This is a genomic window from Synechococcus sp. MIT S9503 (assembly GCF_047304175.1).
GTDB lineage: Bacteria > Cyanobacteriota > Cyanobacteriia > PCC-6307 > Cyanobiaceae > Synechococcus_C.
The window spans coordinates 221,604-240,967 of sequence record NZ_CP138955.1 but is presented as its reverse complement, the minus strand read 5'-3'; the positions used below and the strand labels follow the sequence as shown (position 1 = coordinate 240,967).

The following is a 19,364-nucleotide window of genomic DNA, read 5'->3' as shown; positions in this document are numbered from 1 at the left end:
GTGAAGAGGTCCAGGAGGGAAGACCTCCACACTCATATCAAACAAATGAAACTCTTCTCTTCCATTGCCGTCGCTTCTGTTGTCGGCACTTCAATGTTTGTTGCTCCACCGGCTGCGGAAGCTAATAACCATCACCATCATCACCGTCATCACGAGCTAAAAAGAATTCGCCGAGATTTCCACCATGATGTTCGAGAATTTAATCATTTTGGGAGAGAATAAAATCGCGATTGGCGTCATGCTCGCAGGGTTTACAACCGCGAAATGTATGGCTATTCGCGTGTGATTCCTGCTTACGGCTATGGCTATAGGTATCGTCACCCTGGATTCGGAATCCAACTCAGGTTCTGATTTGCAATTTCTGTCGGGAAGCCTGAAGCCATCGCGAAGCGGCTGAAAGCTATACAAAACCAGAATGGAAAAGCAGGGGGCGTTGAGTGGCGCTATCGATCTCCCGACAAAACAAAAGCTAAAAATAAATTATCATAAACGCATGGACGACACCGAAATTTCTAATCAAACTACCAGCGAGTGGGGAAAGGAAAATTTTGATGTAAGTGCCAGGTTTTTATCGTATCTCCGCTCTGAGCGCACAGATACAACAACCTATGAGATAGCACCTACGCCCCTGACGGGAGGACTTGATTCTCGGATTTACCAATATAAACTTGAAGGAAAGCAGTCGAGAGTACTGCGTATTTTGCCGTCGACCCGTGATGCAAAGGAGCTAGTTCACCTCCAAACAGTTTATAAGATTCTAAGTATTCATGGAATAAATGTTCCTCTAATTCATGATGTCTGCCATGATAAATCTATTCTAGGTGGCTGTTTTGCTGTAATGGATTTACTGCCAGGAAGCACGCTGTCAGCACAAGAGCCAGAAATTCAAACGAATGTAATAGGCAAAACAATGGCCAGCATGCATGATTTAGAAGTAAATCCAATTATTGACGAACTCAAGAAATCAGGAATTCCTGAGGAACGTTTTTTATCTCCAGCGGTTTTGAAAAACCAATTGAATATTTTCGAAGAAAATTATCCCTGGACGTCAGAGCATGTCTACTGGCTTCGCGATAGATTACCGCTTGCTGGCGGCAAACTATCAATCATTCATGGAGATTATCATGCTGGAAATTTAATGTTTGAAGATGGTATGGTTACGGGAGTATTAGATTGGAGTTTTTTAATCGCCGACCCTGCAGCTGATCTGGCGCATATTGTAAATCTCTGCTTGCTATATGCACACCACGTCATAAAAGACCTTACTCTGGATTTCCTCGAGAACTACCGCGTACAAGTCCTTAAGTCTTATAATAAAATCATGCCCGTTGATAACGAGTTGATTAAGACTTTTAGTGTTTTGGAGTTATTGAAAGCGCTATGTTTTGCAGATAAAATTCCAGAACAATTTCAAAGCACTCAAGCGCAGCGTGAATTCATTGACTTTATTGAAGGGGCAACAGGGTTGCCCCTGGAGTTTGAACATTCGACAGACAAAATAGAAACCTTGTGTCAATAAGGTCAAATATTATTGATCTGATTTTTCTGAATAAACTCTTCGCTAACATGAAACTGGAATAAGCGTTCATGTCCTAATCGACTTTTAGCGTCTCCCTGTAAACATCGCCAGGATATAAGTCACCAAATCAGCAATGACCCAGCAGATCACGCCTGAATCCATACCGGCGATCTGGAACAGGTATGCATGGAGCGGTGGTGAGGAACCGCTGCAACATGCACTGCCTGTCAGAGGTGGGCTCCTTCAAGATCCCCCAAAAGCCCCGTGACCACATCACCCGATCGGGTGATTCCGAAAGCTTTTCCAAACTCGCTTGACCACCCCCCCATCCCGCCATAGTGCGGTTGTACTACAGCAAAAAGGTGCGGTGGGGGAGCGGGAGTTTGTCGACGAGCAGGAGCTTCAGAACTGGAAAGGAGCCCGGATCTATCTGACTTGTTAACACTTCGCCTATAGCGTGGGTGGCCACTGCCGAACGATGGTGGCCTGCAACCTCAGGCAGCAGCAGCTCCAGTAGGGCGATCACTTGATCAAACGCTGCCGCCACTGGAGCCCTACGTGGCAAGACCAGGCCGGATGTTGCCCTGAGTACGACTAAACCCGTGCCAGCACCCTCTCAGCCGCAACAGGCGCAAGCAACCAAAGCCAGGAATCATGCGCAGACTGATGCCCAACGGTGAGCCTGCACTGCTGAAGACCCACAGAGAGATGCGATACGAGGACGCTTTTGCTCTTTGGTTCCAACTGAAGAACTGTGTTTGGACTATTTCAGAAGCGGCTTGCTAGGGCCGCTGAGTGTTCGACCTCGAGTCAAGCCTCGACATCAAAAAGGTCTGCATCTAACGTAGAGATATCTAACGGAGCTACAGATCTAAAATGACTTTAGCCACGGTACTAATTTATAGCTCCATACCCTTTGTGTTAGTCACCCTGTACTTCGGCACAAGAAACGGTTTTTACAACACAGATAAGTATGACGGAGACGGAACCGCGCATAAAGTCCTCAAGTGATTTAACAAGAGCTGATGGCTAGGAAGATTCACCCAGCTTTCTCTGAATTTGCTTTGGCTTCTTGATCAGCTTCTTTGCCTGGGATCTGTTGGTGGGTACTGGTTAGCTTTTCTCTTTAGTTGTGGTCCAGGCATATCAAGATTGCGTATTTACTGTTCACAACAATTACATGCATTTGGAGTGCATAAATATCACCTAAAAACCTTATATAAGCCAGCAGCCCAATGGAGATACGGCGAAGCATGGATCAGGCGTCGGTCCGCGCATGATGCCGAGCTTTACGTGGCTTCGCCCGTTGAGGCTGAGCTTGGTAACGGTACCGAAGAAGATTTCGTGCTCATCAATAGTCCCAAGTGCTTTTGCCCCTCCCGTCGATGCTGGGCGCCCAGCATCGGCAGAACCTCAAAACATCAATCGTGATTTTGGAACCTTGGCCCACGCGTCCCGGCCCATGCAGGCTTCCGACAAAGCCAGGCAGGTCACTCCCCTTCGGTCCCTTAAGCCGGGCACGAAACCGATTGGAGGCTTAGGCATGACATTTCTACGCAGCCCAAGGGCGTCGCGGCAGCTCTTGGGGAGCACGTAGTAGTTCCTTGATTTGCAGACCTTGGCCCACTGGCGTCGCGTCATGCAGGATGGCGCCAAAGCCAAGCATGCAGGGCCCCTGTGGTTATCGGGCAGGAAGCGCGTTGGAGGCTCAGGGTGGTTATGGCTATTCGAGGTGATCGCATCGCGGCAACTCTTGGGCCATAGGTGGTGCATCGGGTAGGTGTTTCGGCAGTAGTTGGCCCACTGCTGTTTAGTCATGCACCCGGGCTTCAAGGCTCGACATGTCGCCCCGCGGAAACCGTCCGGGACGAACCGGGTGGTGCCGGTGGTGTGGGCTTGCCCTGCTGGAGCGAACAGCAGCAAAGCCTGTAAGGGAAACAAAACAAGAAAGTGTTGTGGTGCCATGGTTTGTGTGGGTTAGTTGGGAATGCGTGTGGATGTGCCTTCGCGATACCAACAAGATCGATGAATTCAGATGGTCAGTTGATGACCTCATACAGAGCTGCCTATGATCTTGATCACACCCCAGGTGCTGTTCTCAAGTGCCTTGCTCTGTTGTCAGCCCAAGCTTCCAGATTGACCAAGGGGTGGCATCCGCAGGCGGTGCACATTCAGCCTGAAGAACGAGGAATAAAAGTAGGTAACAAAAAGCCCGAACTGGGCGGGGCGCGATGTTTTTCGTTGCTTGTAATTATCTCAGATGTCGTCACCGCCTGAACCTGCACTACCACCTGTATGAAGTTTTTGGTATATACCCATGTCTAATTAACTCAACCATTAAAGCGAAAGCGAAAACAAATAGTACATTTTGTTTCCATTCCTCTAATGCTGAGATTTGACTCTCTAAATATTTTGACGATAAAAAAAGCAGGTAAGCTACAGCAATTAGGAGAAGAAGGCTCGTCATTGACTTGAGTATGCGAACACCAAAGCCGAAGGAGCTCAGCTAATGCACTCAAGATCTTTTCAATTCATTGATTAGGTGATAAGGAGTGTCACAGTCGATAGTGATATTGGTCAAAGGTGATGCCAGTTAATCAAACCCCCGCACTTGGCGAGGCGTCATTGCTGGATTTTGTTGTAGGGAGATCGATTACGAACACTCGACGCCACCTAGGCCATAGAACGTGTCGTGACCAAAGCCGCCCTTCAGCTCATCAGACCCGTTGGTGCTAGTGATGGTGAGGTTCTCAGCGACTGCGCCCTCGGGATTAAAGGTGGGATTGGAATTCTCTGCAGCCATAACGGGTTTTATCTCTTGAGATCACCGCACTGATTTTGCTGCATTTCCACGTCCCCCATTAGGAGGATCTTCTTTGGTACTTTTCCCCCTTCTGGGTGAGCGCAAAGTGAGCACAAATCTGAATGAGCAACAAAAAAGGGCTCCCGGTTTCCCCGAGAACCCTTGTTGTGACCTCGTTCAATCGCGGTGGTGAATCCCCGTCACACAGTCCAACGGTGCCAGTGGTTGGGCGCATAGCTGAACTGGGGTCTCGTTCGATAGCGCCAGCTCGTCTTCTGAACGCCAGTGCGATAGGCCAATTCCTCGGTTTGAGCGGCCTCCTCAAGTCCCTGCTCGATCAATTGCGATTTCGCATGCGTGACAGCGCCAATACCCAGCGTGATGGAAAGGGTGTAGACGAAGAGAGACTTAACAGACATGGCTGGCTGGAGTGGATAGCTGGGGGGAGCGCCCCTCGACTCCTTCAAGGTCACAGCACCTCTGGTGAACTCCACTGCACAGACCTGGTGGAGAAGCGCAGAGGTTCTGGTGAATCTCTGGTGAACAACTCAGATCATCGTGGTGATCAGCACACCTGGTGTTTTCGAGGCACTAAGTCGCAAGTTCGAATCCTGTCGCCCTAATCGGAAGCGATCACGACTGCCCGTACAGCTCCAAACAGTCGACAGCATCAGCTCCGCCGCAGTAAATCACCTGACCCATCCACCAATCCTTATCTGCCTTCTCACCGGTCATGGGGTCATGCCGCACCACCACCGTCATGCCTGGAACAACGCTCAGGAAGACCGGCTGATCTGCAGGGTCTTGCTGGTTGCAGATCCCGCGATCAACTGACATGCCCACAAAGCTAGAACACCAGTACTAGCTACGAGCAGGCAGAGCGTGCCGCTGCTGCAGCGCAGTTTCGCTCGTTCAGGGGATACGCCTTCACCACCCTTTCAGCGACGTTATCAAGCCTTTAACTAATAATTACTGCGCTCAATCGTGCCATGTGTTGAAGACTGGAGTAATGATTGCGATCAGAAGGTTCCCAAGGAGGCGAGACACAAATTGACAGGGCATTTCTTTAATTAATCAATAACGTCTGCATTCACCTTCGGCTCCTGTCAAGAACTTTGGAAACACCGTACTCTGCGTTCTCACAAAAGCAAACTTCTCCCCTTCATCTTTCAATATCGTGATCTCTGTTTTTGTGTTCATTATCTCCTCTATAAGTTCAACTTCCTTCCAACTCCCGTCTGCATACCGGTCAGAGATGGCAGTACGCCAAGGCCCCCAAGGACCCCAATTATCTCCTTCGATAGGCTCCCTGTACTTCACGTTCCCGTTTGGTCCATCGACTTCGACCATCAACCGGATCTCGGCCTTCTTTTCTGGGAGATGATTACCTGCCGCGTCAGTAATCCAGGTGAAGCCTTTCGCTTCGCACCAGTAGAACTCACCCCCAGCCCTCTGAGCATTTGCATTTAATAGAGGATTCACAAGAGCTATTGCCAGGAGAGAGACGGTAGATGTAATCGCGGAACGGAGCATTGAGTTGTAATCAGTCCCGGCATAATGCCGGGCTTTGCTTGGCTGCGCTTTGAGCAGTCATCACCTGGGTTGACACCACAAGACGACTTTGGTCTTTTTGGGGGATGCGCCTTCACCACCCTTTCAGCGGCGGTGGCTTCAGATAAACAGATTCAGTGCCACAGCTGACTTCAGGGCATTTCTCTATCAGTCCTAATGAGCAAGATTGACGTATCTGTCGAAACGAACTTGGTCAAACGCCTGATTTGCAGGGGTATGTGCAGGGCACGCTTCGGCTTGTTTCGGCAAGAGCACTTCAGTGGCGAAAAACGTCGCCCCTCCCAGCCCAGCACCAGCAAGAGTGCCGAGAGAAATACTGCCTAATCCTCTGAAGAAAGTATTCATTGCTTGAGACCTATCGACTCCCATACCATCTCTGGATTAAGCGGCTGACTCGATGACCTGCCTCAAGCATGGCTGTGAGGTTGGTCATAAGTGCGTTACCACCTGGGCTGGCAACGCTTCCACCCGCCTGTTTTCTGCATGGTCCCCAGGCTTTGATGGTGTTGTGCCTGAGCAACCGCCTGACAACAGGCTGACCACCACAGCGCAGCGGTCTAGTCTCGACGATGATCCACTGGGCATGGGCAGTCGGATTGTCATTTCAGAACTGGGAAATCTTGCCTTGCGGAGTGTTCACCAACCAACCAACACCATTCTTTGGTGGGTGCCGTTCAAACTGTGGACTATCCTTATTCGGCATCCGGAAATTATCCAGATGAATCTCTGTATCGCTCGTTAGAAGGAGGGCAAACCTGCCGCCTGGGCTGCAAGCAGGAAAAAGTTTGAGACGTCACCTATGGGCATAGATCAAAAGTCTGCTATCAATGGATATATCAAAAAGGATTTTTGTGACAAAGAAATCATTAGCGAAAATTATTTATCTTGGAATCATTTTTGGCTTTATCCAAGGAGCGATTGCAAGTGAGCTGCCAAAAAGCGAATCTATTGAGTTCAAGGAAAGGGAGGGATCGCGATGGGCAATTATCGACTTCACCGAGAACGAATGCAAAATTTTTGGTAAAGCTGCCAAGCGCGTGCAGCTTTACTCATGCTTTGCAATAGTTCATCCTGGCGGAAAGGTTTCATCAATTACCTACATGCTCACTTCTGCAGATGCAAAATTAAAGGACAATATAAGCTGCAGGCTTTCAGATAGTAAAACCCAAGCCACCTTATTCCATGCAAGATTTAGTGACAACCTTCCCCGCGAAGGTGTTGGCGCTTTTGCAACATATGCACAAGCGAGAAACACAACTGAAGACGGCAGCGTTTACTATGCCGACATTGCTTTTCCAGCATGGTGGCTTAATCAAAATAAGCACGTAAATGCTGGACTAATAGATGTCAGGGCAGATGATATTTGTGGTATTAGTTACTATTTTAAGCCTTCGACAAAGCTCATAAACTTAATCTCAACATTTTGAGTGACACCTTTTCAAGCTGCCTGACTTCTGCATGATCTCCAGGGGTTTGATTTCGTTGTGACGCAGGAATCACTTTTTCCCAGATTTACGCATCTGCCGGATCTTTTGCTCAAGAGTCACCATCGCCAGGTTCAATCTGCCGGATAAGGCAAACCAGCAGGCAAACCCAGTAATGGCAAACGCTGCAACAACCCAGATCAAATGTCCAGCACTGCTGAGAAGTTGACCCTGCTTACATACCTCAAAGTCAGGTCCTGGTTTGCATGAAGGCTCTACTGCTCTGAAACCTTGATCGCGCCATGCGAGGACGTAGGAAATTGCCAAGCCTGAATTGACCGCTGCTGTCAGGACTAGCCAAAGACAAGGAAGTTCGTCACCACCTAGGCGGACACCGCTTCCACCCGCCCACTGCAGGCAAACAAAAACCCCACTCGCGAGAGCGGGGCATTGCGTTGAAACATCGTGGCTCAGAAGGTCGTACCACCAGGACCAGCCTGACCGCCGACGTTGTCAGTGGGCATATCGAACTGTCCTGTCATGAAGGTCGAACCACCAGGACCAGCAGTGCTGCCGACTTCAAGAACAGGGTTGAGTGATTCCCCGAAGCTGTCCATCCCAGCGGCTGGTTCGAAGCTTTCAGTCATGAAGGTCGTACCACCAGGACCAGCCTGCCCGCCGATGTTCTCCCTCATGCCGAACACCGCATCGTTGGCGTCGTAGTCACCAACGTGTCTGTCTTCAAAGGGGCTGGGATCAGCATTCCTCCAGCTGTTCGTTGGACGACCTTCACCGGTCAGGGAGTCGCCGCCACGACCTGGCTTGAAATGGTTATCGCCAACAATCACAGTGCCTCTGGTGTCGATGTCTTGAGGCTTGAAGACACCTTCACCGCTGATGGGGCTATATCCCCTGTCGTCAAATTTCGTCGTTTTGTTCAGTGCATCAAGTTCGGAATCTCGAAAGTCAGCACCATCAACGGTCCACCATCCTTTGTCGGCTGTTTTATTGACAGGTCCAACGTCCAAGCTTTTCAGCTCAACAGGTGATCCAACCGGACCTGGGTCGTAACCCGTTTTGAAAGTTGGATGAACAATGCTGACGCTTTCGCCTTTGGTGGGTCTGAAGTTGGTTGTTTCGTTCAGGGCATTGAAGGTGCCGGTCAGCTCATCAGCAGGCTGAGCAGAGAAGAGGGTGCTGCCGTAGGTCGTGTAGTGAGGCATGGATCTGAAAGCGGTGGAGGTTTTTTCCCTCGCGAAGGACAAACCATCTCCGGATTCAGCGGATGACTCGATGACCTGCATCATGCAGGGCTGTGAGGTTGGTCACAGGGGCGTCACCACTTGGGCTGACAGCGTCTCCAACCACCTGACTTCTGCATCGTTTCCCATGCCTCGATGGCGTTATGCCTGAGCATGCGTCTGATGACTGGTTGACCACCGCCACGTATTGGTCTGGTCTCCACAACAACCCACTGGGCATGCGCGGTTGGATTGTCTTTCCTGAACTGGGAGACCTTGCCTTGCTGGTCATTCACCAACCAGCCGACACCTCTCTTCGGTGCGTGGCGATCAACAAGTGGCCTGTCCTTACTCGGCATCAATCAACGATTGCGAATGATCACTTCAACGGGGGATGACTCAACAGAGTCGCTGGTGCCATTGCAGATGGACAGACACCATCTGACGACCATGCGCAAAGACGACTGGCTCAAGCTTGCCACTCCTGAATCGATTACCCTCCTGGCAATCTCAATCTTTACTAGCCTCATATGTCGAAAGCGGATCTCGGCGGTCTTGGTACCCGTTACAGCACTCTTTACATCAGGTGCAATAGCGGCTGCAAGTGATGAAACGTCTGCCTGCCATTGCCTTCATTGCTTTTTCCTCGCTTTTTTTGTTGGCTGCCAGTCAGAACGTGATCGGAAGATAGAAATTTGTGCTCAGTATTGGGCTCAAATTCTCCGTAACAATACCAACGAGGAAGCTGAATCGATATATGTTAGCACTTATAAAAAACTTGGCATTAAATACTCTAAATGGCCGGACAATCTTTTTGAATTTAGTAGTCAGATAAGTAATTACTGCGCCTATTATTTGAATTAGTCCCCTCCTCTTCATCATTTGCAGCAGATGAAACGCCTCACGCCGAACACCGCATCGTTGGTGTCGTAATCACCAACGGTCCTGTCTTCAAAGTTGCTGGCACCACCGCTCTCAGTGAGCGACTGGCTGTCTGACCCCTTGTGGGTCTAGTCCAATCAGCCGCTGGATTCAGGAGTCGCCCAATCCGCCCCGCTCGGGAGTTAGAGCAAAACGCAAATGCCAGAACAATTTTGCTCTAGCTTTTGCTCTACTCAGGGTGTCCCACTTGGTGAAAGTCCAGTGGAGCCAAGGAGACTCGAACTCCTGACCCCCTGCATGCCATGCAGGTGCTCTACCAGCTGAGCTATGGCCCCAAGAACGCGGTCAAACCAGTGGGCCTGGCCGTCGTCGTGCCGAAGCTTACAACGGCAGCGACCCTTGCGAAGCATCGTTTACATCTGGCGCCAAACGGCAGCGAGCTTGCCTTGAACCTGAACCTGATCCACAGGCAACTCAATCGGCTCATAGGCGGAGTTCGCAGCCTCCAAGCGAACCGTGAGGCCATCGCAATGAAAATGTTTCAGGGTTGTTCCACTGCCTGGAACCAATGCACTAACAATCGTTCCCTGCCGGAGGCGCGCCGCATCGACAACAGGCTCCATCAGAACCACATCGCCATCAGCAATATGGGCATCCACCATTGAATCTCCGTTCACTGTGAGCGCAAACAGGCCTCGGGTTTCCAGAACGGGAGCCAGATCCAGACGGTCCTGAACATCATCAAAAGTCTCCACCAATCCACCAGCCGCCACCGCCCCAAGCACAGGAATTCCAGACGTGATTCCGCCCAGGAGCTGAAGGGTGCGGGCCTGACCCTCCTGCCAGGTGATCCACCCCTTCTGCTGAAGATGGCGCAAGCGACTCTGGACCGGCGCCGGTGAGCGAAGGCCCATGGCCTGCATCATCTGACGGATGGACGGACTGTGACGATGACAGCCGATGTAATCGACGAGCCAGTCATAAAGCTCCTGCTGAGCAGTCGTTAGCGGCTCGGGGGATCCAGAAGACACCGGCAATTCATCTGTTCGTCAATACATTTGTACCGGTGATCACCAGTGTTGGCAAGAGCTCACTCAGTCAAAGGCTGTGTGCAGATCCAGCGAACCTTTTCAGGCGTATCTTTGCGGCCGACATAATCGAGCCACTGACCCTCAGTGCCGCTGCGCTGCAGTCTTTTCTGATTACAGAGAGCGCGCATGCGCAACTCGCGAACTTGCCAGTCGTTCTGACCAGCACGCTGCATCAACACAGCAGCATCGAATTCCACCCCAACAGCTGATCGCGATGGATCACTGAGGTACTCACCAGCTTTCAGGCTTGGTGAATCCATCGCCTCCATGAACAACCAGGGGCGGGCCGAAAGCTCGCCAGAGGCCTGAAGTGTTTTGCGGGTCTGTGCCCAGAATGCCGGTTCAGAAGACGGTGCCCAGGTTTCTGCAAATACTGCAGTACCTCCAATGGACAACGTCAGCGCAAGCGCACCGCACCGAACCAGGTTGTTCAAGGTTCACCCTCCTGATGCGGTCGCTCAGACCGCTCTTTGATCAGTTTGGCCAGGATTTCCAACTTGGCATTTTCAGACTCGGAAGCTCTCGACGCCATCCAGGTGCTCGCGACCTTCATCTGCGTCACCTGTTGCAGCAATGACTGAGCGGTTTGTCGAAGAGTCTCGATGTCATCGCATTCGCGAATCAATCGGGCCCATCGCTCGGTTTCAAAGGAGCGTTCCAGGCCTTGCTGAATTGGATCAATCGTCACGATTGAGCCTCCCAGGAAAGCATCGGATCAGCTTCGCCACTGCAGATAGCGCGAGCGCGAACATAAAAGGCGCTCTCCGTATCACCGGCCGCTTCAAGGGATTCAAGGACCTTTTGCCAGTTGTCCTTTTCCTGCTGATCCATCGATTCAATCTGAAGTGAATTGACCCTAAAGGCCTTTCAAAAAAATCAGGGTCTGATGAGCCACTGTTTTCCACTCAGCATCGGCGGTGATCACATGGCCAGTTCGCTCCAGCCAGTGCATCACCACCCGCTCAGAACTGGTTCGCTCCCTGAGCATCTCCACACCCCCACGCGTGATCACTTTGTCTTGTGTGCTGGCAATCACCAACAGGGGTTGATGAAGATCCGCCAGATGGCGACGGGTTGATGCAATCAGGCCAAGAATGCGCACGCTGCAGCGACTTGGCCAGCGCGGATACCTCCAGAGCCGGTCAGCTGCTGCTGGATCGACAAAGTCATCCGCAGGGCGAGGGACTGAAGGAAGAACAAGAGATAACAGAGGCGCGATTCGGGCGCGCGGATCGCCACTGACAATCGGCGGGGAGTACGCGATTACCGCCTCAACACCCGGATGTCGCATCCCAGCCTGAATGGCAAGGATGGAACCCAGCGACAAGCCGGCCACGACCACCCGCTGCCCGCTGGCCAGAAGACGCATCACAACAGCATCGATCTGCGCCAGCCACTGGCTGGGCTGCACTGGCATCAGATCCTCAACACAGGTCCCATGACCGACGAGCAGGGGGGCTTCGATGCCAAACCCCTCAGCATTGATCGCATCTGCCAGGAGAGAGAACTCAGCCGGAGTGCCGGTGTAGCCATGCACCAGCACAACAGTCAGCGGCCCACCAGCCATGGAGAAGGGTTCCGGGGAAGCTGCCATGAACTCAACGGCACCCATGCATTGCCTTGATTCTGATCAACACCTGAGGCTCCAGCACAGTGCAACTCAACAGCTGTTTTCAGAGATGCGGGCGCTGACAGCGACTGACACCCTTGCTAGCTCCAGCACAGAGCGCCTGACTCTCGATGCGTATCCAGCAACGACTTCTCAAGCTTGCACTACTTCTATTGATTCTCGGCTCCGTCGGATGCGGCAAACAAAACAGCAGTGACACAGCTGTCAACAACAAAGCCGCTACGCCAGAAAGTTCCACCTCTGAAATCCAGCAGGACTCTCAGCCTGTGAAAGGTCAGGCTGCCTGGTACGGGCCTGGTTATTACGGCAAAAAGACCACAAGCGGTGAGATTCTCAAAGAAGGAACCATGACCGCTGCTCACAGCAGCCTGCCGATGGGAACCAAGGTGAAGGTGACACGTCTAGACAACAGTGAAAGCGTGACCGTTGTTATTAATGATCGCAAGCCATACAGACAAGGCACTGTGATTGACCTTGCGCATGGCGCAGCAGTAGCTCTCAACGTGGATGATGACGGTAAAACGAATGTTGAGATTGAGGTCCTTGAGCAGCAGAGCCAAGAAGCAAACAGCGAATTGCTGAACTAACCATCAAGCATGGATTCACAAGAAAGACTGAGTGGGAGATACAATCCTCTCCATCAATACGGCCTTGAGAGCTGCTTATCAGAGCTTCTACCAACAGACAAGTCAACACAAAGTTTCGCTCAAACCAGGGCATCGAGCCGCTAATATTGACGATTTCATTCCGGCGCAATGTCTGATTCTGGCCTTGATTATCTATTGCAATTCAGCAAAATCAAAAAAAATGAAAAAATTGGAGACATCGAAGCAATCAACTTTGAGGCCACAGGCGATGAATCACAGATGGGTCAATTAATCGTTCACTGCAGTTGCAGTAAGCACAAAAAGCATTTCAAGATCCCGGCAAGTGTGTTGAACTGGAAAATCACTAAATTCCAAAAAGGCGGCCTGGATTCTCTCGATTATAAAAGCATCTGTACAACTATGTCTGAATAATATCTGCACTAAAAATTATCGCGACGTACGAAACTTCCAAGCACAACCACTTCAAAAAGCCTTACCAAACAGCTTCACAGTGAGTCCACCCAATGTGTTGAAGCTCTTTGTATAGAGATACAGCATCTTCATAACGCATATTTCGACGTGACTTCAATAAAGCAGGTTCGTTGTCAGACAACTTCCTGCCATGATCAACCAATACGCGCACATCACTGGTGCCGCTCTGCGATTCACGATGGAACCTTACAGCCCAGAATTTTTGCGGGTCCTTGAGCCAACCGTCCGTCATTGGTTGATTTTTTGTGAATCTCGTTTCTAACAAGCACGCCATCTGTTCGCCCGAATCTGTAACGACAGAAACGGTTCTCAAAATCCATCCACCCGGCGACCAAAGACCCCATATCTGGAAAGATCAAGATTTGGAGTCGTGATTAAACCAGGGGTAGCGTTGCCTATCAGGCTGCCAAGGCACAGTACGTGCTACCCAACATGTCAAGAACATGCACTTTCAGGACCAATCCACAACAGGCCAATGACGTGGAGAATTGGCGAAATCAATTCTTAAGAAAAAATGCATCAGTTACGGATACAAGCCTCAAAGCGTGCAGGCAAATCAACCTCTTGACCCGCGGCTGCCTTCTGATGCAAAGGTCGTTGTTATCGCACTCTGAAACCAGCCAGAACTAAAGACCGCCCAGCAAAGCGGCCAGTAAAGCCTGTTGGGCATGCAAGCGATTTTCCGCCTGATCGAAGATTCGGCTTGCGGAGCCCTCCATCACCTCCGAACTGATCTCCTCACCGCGATGGGCAGGCAGACAGTGCAACACGATTGCGCGCGAATCGGCTTTCGCAAGCAGCTCCTCATTCAGGCAGAAGCCCTGGAAGGCCTGCTCCCGTTCAAGCTGCTCCTGCTCCTGCCCCATGGAAGCCCAGACATCTGTGTAGAGCGCTTGCGCACCGGTGGCTGCAGCTGCAGGGTCACTGGTAACGCTGATCTCAGCTCCACCCACCGCAAGGGATCGGGCCTGATCGAGCACACCCGGCAGGGGCTCGAATCCATCGGGGCAGGCGATGCGCACATTCACCCCCAGCAGAGCTCCACAGAGCATCAGCGAGTGGGCGACATTGTTGCCATCTCCCACATAGGTGAGTGTCTGACCTTGCAAATCACCAAAGGCTTCCTGCATGGTCAGGAAGTCGGCCAGAGCCTGGCAGGGATGCTCAAGGTCGGTGAGGGCATTGATCACCGGAATCGATGCCCAGTAGGCGTAATCGGCAAGCTCCTGCTGCGCGAATGTGCGCACGGCAAGCACATCACAGAAGCGACTCAACACTCTGGCGGTGTCTTCCAGAGGCTCGCCGCGACCCAGCTGAGTCACCTGAGGATTGAGATCCACCGTCTGCCCTCCCAGCCGAGCCATCGCCACCTGAAAACTGACACGCGTGCGAGTTGAGGCTTTGGTGAAGATCAGCCCAAGAACGCGATTACCGAGATCAATGCGACGATCACCGCTCTTCAGCTGTTTGGCCAGCTCGAGCAATGCGCCGGTCTGTTCAGCCGTGGAATCCGCCGATGACAGAAAATCCTTGCCGCTCAGTGCCGAAAGGACGGCAGCAACGCTTGTGGTGGCGGACGTCATGGACTGACTTCAAAGGAGTGTTATCGGGGACAAACGGTGAATCCGTCAAGCCTCAGGCGGCAATTGCCTCAGGCATCACGCTGGCATCAAGCATCTCTTTGAGCTCTTCGCCTTCAATGACTTCCTTCTCAAGAATTTTCTGGGAGATGGTCTCGAGCAGGGCCATGTTCTGACGAAGAATCGCCAGAGCCTGATCGTGAGCAGTATCGACAAGGGCTCGAACCTCCTTGTCGATGGCCTGTGCGGTGGCATCACTGACAGTGCGTCGCGGATTGTTGCCGCCTCCGAGAAAGCGACCTCCCCCCTGCTTGTCGTATGCCAGTGGGCCGAGGGTATCGCTCATGCCGTAGGTACCCACCATCTGCTCAGCGATGTCGGTGGCTCTCTGCAAGTCATTCGATGCACCGGTGGTGACTTTGCCGAAGACCACCTCCTCGGCTGATCGTCCACCAAGCAAAGTGGCAATCTGACCCTGAAGTTCCTCCCTGGAATTAAGGAAGCGCTCTTCAGTGGGCAGCTGCAGGGTGTAGCCAAGCGCACTCATGCCACGAGGCACGATGGAGATCTTCGCCACCTTGCTGCCACCGGGCATCAGGTGCCCGACGATGGCGTGACCAACTTCGTGGTAAGCCACGACCTTCTTTTCGTCGTCTTGAAGAACGCGGCTCTTCTTCTCAAGGCCGGCGACCACTCGCTCAATCGCTTCGCCGAGATCCTGCTGCTCGACCTTGGTGCGCTTGGCACGGGCTGCCAGAAGTGCCGCCTCATTCACAAGGTTGGCAAGATCAGCACCGGCAAAACCGCTGGTGGCCTGAGCGATGCGATCGAGATCGACGCCCTCTGCCAGCTTCACTTTCTTGGCATAGATCTCGAGAATGGTCTTGCGGCCTGGGAGGTCGGGGCGATCAACAAGCACCTGGCGATCGAAACGTCCCGGACGCAACAGTGCGGCATCGAGCACTTCAGGCTGGTTGGTTGCCGCCAGCACGATCACCGGCTTGTCCTTGGAGGCGAAACCATCCATTTCGGTGAGCAGCTGGTTGAGGGTCTGCTCCCTTTCATCATTGCCGCCGACAACACCCATTGAGCCGGAACGACTCTTGCCGATGGCATCGAGTTCATCGATGAAAATGATGCAAGGAGCATTTTTCTTGGCCTGCTCGAACAGATCGCGGACCCTGGCTGCACCTGCGCCAACAAACAGCTCAACAAATTCGGAACCGCTGATGATGAAAAAGGGAACGCCAGCTTCACCGGCAACAGCTTTCGAGAGCAGGGTTTTACCGGTTCCTGGAGGGCCCACCAGCAGCACACCCTTGGGAATTCGAGCACCGATCTCGGTGTAACGCTCCGATGACTTCAGGAAATCAACGATCTCAGTAAGTTCATCCTTCGCCTCATCAACACCTGCCACATCGGCAAAGGTGACACGCGACTGCTCATCGGGAACGTAAACCTTGGCTTTGCTCTTGGTGAAGTTGAGAGCGCCCTGGGCTCCGCCGGCTCCCATTGAGCGTCGGGCGAAGAACTGGAGCACCAGAATGAAGATCAGCGGTGGCACTACCCAGCTGAGAATGGTGGTGAAGATATTCGGCTTCTTCGGCGGTGCGGCAGCGAACTCAACGCCCTTGGTCTCCAGGCGCTGAGGCAGATCCATATCGAAGATCGGCGTGGTGGCGAGCACCGAGGGAGCTCCCTCCTCGGGTTCAGAAAGCTCATATCGAATCTGATCCTGAGTGATGTACGCCCGCTTGACCGCGCCATCATTCACCTGGTCGATGAAAAGGGAATAGGGCACACGCGGCACCTGTTGCATTCCCTGATTGGGAATAAAGCTGCTGATCAGCAACAACACCCCGAAACCAATCAGCACCAGATTGAGGATTCCAAAGCGGCGATTGGGGCGGTTGTCGTCCTCGCGGATCGGCATGTATCACGTCCAGGGCTCACGCCAGGCTATAGCCGGGATCCAAACCCTGGTTGCAGGGTGATGGCGGAGAACCGAACGCCGCATCATTGCGTTGCCACTCGCCGGTTCCGGCAAACCTCGGCATCCTCGTCATTAGCGAATCAATCACAGTGCAATCGGAACGCGTCCGCGCTCAGAGGAAGGAAGCGATCTACAAGCTGCTGCTGGCGCTCTGCCTGCTGGTGATGACGAGCTTCGCCTTCCCTCGCATCACCTGGCTGGGCAACCTCGGCTACGCCCTGATCGCGCTGCTGCTCACCCAGCTGGTGATTCGGCGCAAGCAGGTACTTGGCGTCCATGACCGGATGTATCAGGCGCTTGGGCTCGTTGCCCTGTTCACCCAGCTGCTGTGGCTGTTCACGCCCATGCACTGGCAGTTCAGCGGCGTACCTCTGGTTCTTAGCTGGATCTTGATGGTGGGATGGAGTGTTGTGCGCCTGGTGAAACGACTCGCCAGCGAGCAGCACGTGAACTCGAGTGTGCTGATGGGAGCGGCGGCAGGATATCTGTTGATCGGCCTGACCTCAGGGTTAGTGATGGTTGGGGTTGAGACCATCCAGCCCAACAGTTTCGAACCGATGAGCACGCCCAACGGCATCGATCTGAGTAACGCCAGCGTGCTCGATTGGATGCCCGTGTTTGCACAGATCAATTACTTCGCATTCATCTGCCTCACCACCGTCGGCTTTGGTGACATCACCCCGATGAATCCTTTGGCAAGAATGCTGGCTGTCAGCACAGGTGTGATCGGGCAGCTGTATCTGGCGGTGGTGATGGGAATTCTGATCGGGCGCTTCAGTTCGGAGTTGCGCAAGAGCTGAGCTGTAGCTGCAGCAGCAGGTCGTTTCCGAGGCTGCGCGCGGACTCACAGCTAAGCGTCAGAACCTGATCCATGGCCGTGAAACCCAGATGACCCAATGGTGTTCGAGCTTGCTCACCGCCCAGCAGTTTCGGTGCGATCACAGCCGCAATTTCCTGAACGCAGCCCTGCTGAACAGCGGCGGCGGCGAGAGCAGGGCCGCATTCCCACAGAACCCGATTGCAGCCGCGCCCGGCAAGCGCATTCAGCAGGAGCAGCGGCTCACAGCGCTCAAGAAGCTCAAGCTCCACGCCCTGGCGCTGCAGATCGGCCAGCCGTTGCGACTGAGGCTCCTGCACAGCAGCGACTGAATGAGCCAAAAGAGTGGTAGCCACATCCTGATGCCAAAGCTGAGCGGTGGCCGGTAGATCGAGGCTGCGGCTGAGCACAACCCGCAGCGGTTCCGGCGAGCGGCGACCTCGGCTGGTGAGCAGCGGATCGTCGGCACGCACGGTTCCACCACCCACAATCACAGCATCACATTCGGCGCGAAGGGCATGCACCCAGGCGCGAGCAGGAGGTCCGCTGATCCACTGGCTGATGCCATTCGGCAATGCCGTTCGCCCGTCCAAGCTCATCGCCCACTTGAGCACGCCCCAGGGCCGGCCGGTGCGCACGCGGTGCACAAAGGCCCGGTTTTGATGGGCAGCCTCTGCAGCCAACACGCCGCTGATCACTTCCAGGCCGGCATCGCGCAGGCGCTGAAGGCCGCCACCGGCAACACGCGGATCAGGGTCTGTCAGCGCAACCACAACTCTCTGGATTCCAGCGCTGAGAATGGCCTCAGTGCAGGGCGGTGTTCTGCCGTGATGACAGCAGGGCTCCAGGGTCACAACGATCGTGCCGCCGCGGGCCGCCTCCCCGGCCTGGGCCAACGCCCCGGGTTCAGCATGGAGCTGACCAGCCCGCGCATGGAAACCCTCCCCCACCAGGCGACCCTCTGAATCGAGAACCACGGCTCCCACGAGGGGATTGGGGCTGGTTCGACCTTCCGCCAGTGCCGCCAGCTGCAGAGCTCGGCGCATCCAGCGAATCCAACGCTGCTCCTGGATGGCCGAATCGGGCATCAGCTCAGTTCAGCGGCTCGGTCTGCACATCGCGCCACTCCGCAACCACATACGGAGGAACAGGCATTTCATTGAAAACACCGGGCAGAAACATCCTCAAGGGGCGCTTGTTGGTCAGATCATTGAGCAGCGGGTCGAGTGCAAATTCCGCTGCGGCCTCGCGGCCATCTTTGGCCAGCAATTCGTTATCGAGGGTGATGTCTTCGAGTTGCCACTCCTTCACGCCGGCCTGAACCAGCAGGGAGGTGGGATGCTCAAGACGCATTTTTCCCGGATAACCGACGATGCGCAGCACCACCGGACCGCCAGGCTTGCCGACGCGATAGGCCACAGCCTGCCAACTCTGATAATCGAGATCACGCAGACTCTCCAGGCTGCGCAGCATCGGAGCACTATTTTCATCCTGGTACTTATGCACCTCGGCCTGAGCAGCTGTTGGTGTGAGCAGTAACAAGGCCACAGCGAGCAGCAAGGAGCAGAACAAACGGTGCAACGCGGGCATGAAGCAGCCAGGCTTGGAAACTCCATGATCAGACATCAAGCACTGAAATTGTTGACCGGAACAGCGGAAGTTCTTGTCGAATGCCTTTCAGCCCTTTTCAGTGCATGAATCACAAGAAAAGCATCGAGCTGAGCGACCGACAA

Annotated in this window: 27 protein-coding genes and 1 tRNA gene; 8 read left to right on the top strand and 20 right to left on the bottom strand. The window is 53.2% G+C overall.

The window, feature by feature from the left end:
• Positions 1-415: 415 nt before the first annotated feature.
• A complete protein-coding gene (locus SIB56_RS01250) occupies positions 416-1,519 on the top strand; it encodes a phosphotransferase family protein (RefSeq protein ID WP_413324769.1) in 1,104 nt (367 codons plus the stop codon).
• Positions 1,520-1,603: 84 nt separating this feature from the next.
• Here SIB56_RS01250 and SIB56_RS01245 read toward each other — a convergent pair whose 3' ends face one another.
• Positions 1,604-1,750 (bottom strand): DUF3104 domain-containing protein, encoded by a 147-nt coding sequence (locus SIB56_RS01245; RefSeq protein WP_413327011.1) that lies wholly within the window; start codon positions 1,748-1,750, stop codon positions 1,604-1,606.
• Between the two features lie 423 nt (positions 1,751-2,173).
• On the opposite strand from SIB56_RS01245, the gene SIB56_RS01240 reads away from it, so the two are divergent.
• Positions 2,174-2,305 carry a DUF1651 domain-containing protein gene (locus tag SIB56_RS01240; RefSeq protein ID WP_413324768.1) on the top strand — a complete coding sequence of 44 codons (132 nt, stop codon included), beginning with the start codon at positions 2,174-2,176 and terminating at the stop codon, positions 2,303-2,305.
• A 627-nt stretch (positions 2,306-2,932) separates the two neighbouring features.
• On the opposite strand, the gene SIB56_RS01235 is transcribed toward SIB56_RS01240, so the two are convergent.
• Entirely contained in the window at positions 2,933-3,337 is a 405-nt protein-coding gene (locus SIB56_RS01235; protein WP_413324766.1) for a hypothetical protein, read from the bottom strand.
• Between the two features lie 207 nt (positions 3,338-3,544).
• Between SIB56_RS01235 and SIB56_RS01230 the strand changes: the two genes are divergently transcribed.
• On the top strand, positions 3,545-3,796 hold the full coding sequence (locus tag SIB56_RS01230) for a hypothetical protein (RefSeq protein ID WP_413324764.1): 252 nt from the start codon (positions 3,545-3,547) through the stop codon (positions 3,794-3,796).
• A gap of 376 nt (positions 3,797-4,172) precedes the next feature.
• Here SIB56_RS01230 and SIB56_RS01225 read toward each other — a convergent pair whose 3' ends face one another.
• The 4 genes from SIB56_RS01225 to SIB56_RS01210 form a co-directional block, all read right to left on the bottom strand.
• A complete protein-coding gene (locus SIB56_RS01225) occupies positions 4,173-4,322 on the bottom strand; it encodes a hypothetical protein (protein WP_413324762.1) in 150 nt (49 codons plus the stop codon).
• Positions 4,323-4,522: 200 nt separating this feature from the next.
• Positions 4,523-4,816, bottom strand: coding sequence for a hypothetical protein (locus SIB56_RS01220; RefSeq protein WP_413324761.1), 294 nt, complete (start codon positions 4,814-4,816; stop codon positions 4,523-4,525).
• Positions 4,817-4,955: 139 nt separating this feature from the next.
• Entirely contained in the window at positions 4,956-5,159 is a 204-nt protein-coding gene (locus SIB56_RS01215; protein WP_413324759.1) for a DUF3104 domain-containing protein, read from the bottom strand.
• 237 nt (positions 5,160-5,396) lie between these two features.
• On the bottom strand, positions 5,397-5,855 hold the full coding sequence (locus tag SIB56_RS01210) for a hypothetical protein (RefSeq protein WP_413324758.1): 459 nt from the start codon (positions 5,853-5,855) through the stop codon (positions 5,397-5,399).
• A gap of 890 nt (positions 5,856-6,745) precedes the next feature.
• Between SIB56_RS01210 and SIB56_RS01205 the strand changes: the two genes are divergently transcribed.
• A complete protein-coding gene (locus SIB56_RS01205; protein ID WP_413324756.1) occupies positions 6,746-7,321 on the top strand; it encodes a hypothetical protein in 576 nt (191 codons plus the stop codon).
• Positions 7,322-7,390: 69 nt separating this feature from the next.
• Here SIB56_RS01205 and SIB56_RS01200 read toward each other — a convergent pair whose 3' ends face one another.
• The 3 genes from SIB56_RS01200 to SIB56_RS01190 all read right to left on the bottom strand — a co-directional run bounded on the left by SIB56_RS01200 (position 7,391) and on the right by SIB56_RS01190 (position 8,918).
• Entirely contained in the window at positions 7,391-7,645 is a 255-nt protein-coding gene (locus tag SIB56_RS01200; protein ID WP_413324754.1) for a hypothetical protein, read from the bottom strand.
• A gap of 143 nt (positions 7,646-7,788) precedes the next feature.
• The gene (locus SIB56_RS01195; protein ID WP_413324752.1) at positions 7,789-8,541 is read right to left on the bottom strand and encodes a hypothetical protein; all 753 of its coding nucleotides are present in this window, start codon (positions 8,539-8,541) and stop codon (positions 7,789-7,791) included.
• A gap of 113 nt (positions 8,542-8,654) precedes the next feature.
• The gene (locus SIB56_RS01190) at positions 8,655-8,918 is read right to left on the bottom strand and encodes a DUF1651 domain-containing protein (RefSeq protein ID WP_413324751.1); all 264 of its coding nucleotides are present in this window, start codon (positions 8,916-8,918) and stop codon (positions 8,655-8,657) included.
• A gap of 16 nt (positions 8,919-8,934) precedes the next feature.
• On the opposite strand from SIB56_RS01190, the gene SIB56_RS01185 reads away from it, so the two are divergent.
• Positions 8,935-9,423 carry a hypothetical protein gene (locus tag SIB56_RS01185; RefSeq protein ID WP_413324750.1) on the top strand — a complete coding sequence of 163 codons (489 nt, stop codon included), beginning with the start codon at positions 8,935-8,937 and terminating at the stop codon, positions 9,421-9,423.
• A 280-nt stretch (positions 9,424-9,703) separates the two neighbouring features.
• On the opposite strand, the gene SIB56_RS01180 is transcribed toward SIB56_RS01185, so the two are convergent.
• From SIB56_RS01180 to SIB56_RS01155, 6 genes are all read right to left on the bottom strand, one after another.
• Positions 9,704-9,776 (bottom strand) — tRNA-Ala (locus SIB56_RS01180).
• 78 nt (positions 9,777-9,854) lie between these two features.
• Positions 9,855-10,478 (bottom strand): transcriptional repressor LexA, encoded by a 624-nt coding sequence (gene lexA / locus SIB56_RS01175; protein WP_413324749.1) that lies wholly within the window; start codon positions 10,476-10,478, stop codon positions 9,855-9,857.
• Between the two features lie 53 nt (positions 10,479-10,531).
• The gene (locus SIB56_RS01170) at positions 10,532-10,966 is read right to left on the bottom strand and encodes a hypothetical protein (RefSeq protein WP_413324748.1); all 435 of its coding nucleotides are present in this window, start codon (positions 10,964-10,966) and stop codon (positions 10,532-10,534) included.
• A complete protein-coding gene (locus SIB56_RS01165) occupies positions 10,963-11,220 on the bottom strand; it encodes a hypothetical protein (protein ID WP_413324747.1) in 258 nt (85 codons plus the stop codon). Before SIB56_RS01165 ends, SIB56_RS01170 begins: the two co-directional genes overlap by 4 nt.
• The gene (locus SIB56_RS01160) at positions 11,217-11,363 is read right to left on the bottom strand and encodes a hypothetical protein (RefSeq protein WP_413324746.1); all 147 of its coding nucleotides are present in this window, start codon (positions 11,361-11,363) and stop codon (positions 11,217-11,219) included. The genes SIB56_RS01165 and SIB56_RS01160 overlap by 4 nt, the downstream gene beginning before the upstream one ends.
• A 25-nt stretch (positions 11,364-11,388) precedes the next feature.
• Positions 11,389-12,126 carry an alpha/beta hydrolase gene (locus tag SIB56_RS01155; protein ID WP_413324745.1) on the bottom strand — a complete coding sequence of 246 codons (738 nt, stop codon included), beginning with the start codon at positions 12,124-12,126 and terminating at the stop codon, positions 11,389-11,391.
• A 146-nt stretch (positions 12,127-12,272) separates the two neighbouring features.
• Here SIB56_RS01155 and SIB56_RS01150 point away from each other — a divergent pair, with 146 nt between their 5' ends.
• The gene (locus SIB56_RS01150) at positions 12,273-12,749 is read left to right on the top strand and encodes a septal ring lytic transglycosylase RlpA family protein (protein WP_413324744.1); all 477 of its coding nucleotides are present in this window, start codon (positions 12,273-12,275) and stop codon (positions 12,747-12,749) included.
• A gap of 168 nt (positions 12,750-12,917) precedes the next feature.
• Positions 12,918-13,181: a hypothetical protein gene (locus SIB56_RS01145; RefSeq protein ID WP_413324743.1), complete on the top strand. Its 264-nt coding sequence runs from the start codon at positions 12,918-12,920 to the stop codon at positions 13,179-13,181.
• Between the two features lie 61 nt (positions 13,182-13,242).
• On the opposite strand, the gene SIB56_RS01140 is transcribed toward SIB56_RS01145, so the two are convergent.
• From SIB56_RS01140 to ftsH, 3 genes are all read right to left on the bottom strand, one after another.
• Positions 13,243-13,473 (bottom strand): DUF1651 domain-containing protein, encoded by a 231-nt coding sequence (locus tag SIB56_RS01140; protein WP_413324742.1) that lies wholly within the window; start codon positions 13,471-13,473, stop codon positions 13,243-13,245.
• A gap of 394 nt (positions 13,474-13,867) precedes the next feature.
• On the bottom strand, positions 13,868-14,824 hold the full coding sequence (gene argF, locus SIB56_RS01135; RefSeq protein ID WP_413324741.1) for an ornithine carbamoyltransferase: 957 nt from the start codon (positions 14,822-14,824) through the stop codon (positions 13,868-13,870).
• A 52-nt stretch (positions 14,825-14,876) separates the two neighbouring features.
• The gene (ftsH, locus tag SIB56_RS01130) at positions 14,877-16,754 is read right to left on the bottom strand and encodes an ATP-dependent zinc metalloprotease FtsH (RefSeq protein WP_413324740.1); all 1,878 of its coding nucleotides are present in this window, start codon (positions 16,752-16,754) and stop codon (positions 14,877-14,879) included.
• 149 nt (positions 16,755-16,903) lie between these two features.
• Here ftsH and SIB56_RS01125 point away from each other — a divergent pair, with 149 nt between their 5' ends.
• Positions 16,904-17,614, top strand: a complete 711-nt coding sequence (locus SIB56_RS01125; protein WP_413324739.1) for a potassium channel family protein — start codon at positions 16,904-16,906, stop codon at positions 17,612-17,614.
• Here the strand turns inward: SIB56_RS01125 and ribD are convergent.
• Positions 17,589-18,719: a bifunctional diaminohydroxyphosphoribosylaminopyrimidine deaminase/5-amino-6-(5-phosphoribosylamino)uracil reductase RibD gene (gene ribD, locus SIB56_RS01120; RefSeq protein WP_413324738.1), complete on the bottom strand. Its 1,131-nt coding sequence runs from the start codon at positions 18,717-18,719 to the stop codon at positions 17,589-17,591. The genes SIB56_RS01125 and ribD overlap by 26 nt on opposite strands.
• A 4-nt stretch (positions 18,720-18,723) precedes the next feature.
• Positions 18,724-19,221: a DUF3122 domain-containing protein gene (locus SIB56_RS01115; protein ID WP_413324737.1), complete on the bottom strand. Its 498-nt coding sequence runs from the start codon at positions 19,219-19,221 to the stop codon at positions 18,724-18,726.
• Between the last annotated feature and the right edge of the window lie 143 nt (positions 19,222-19,364).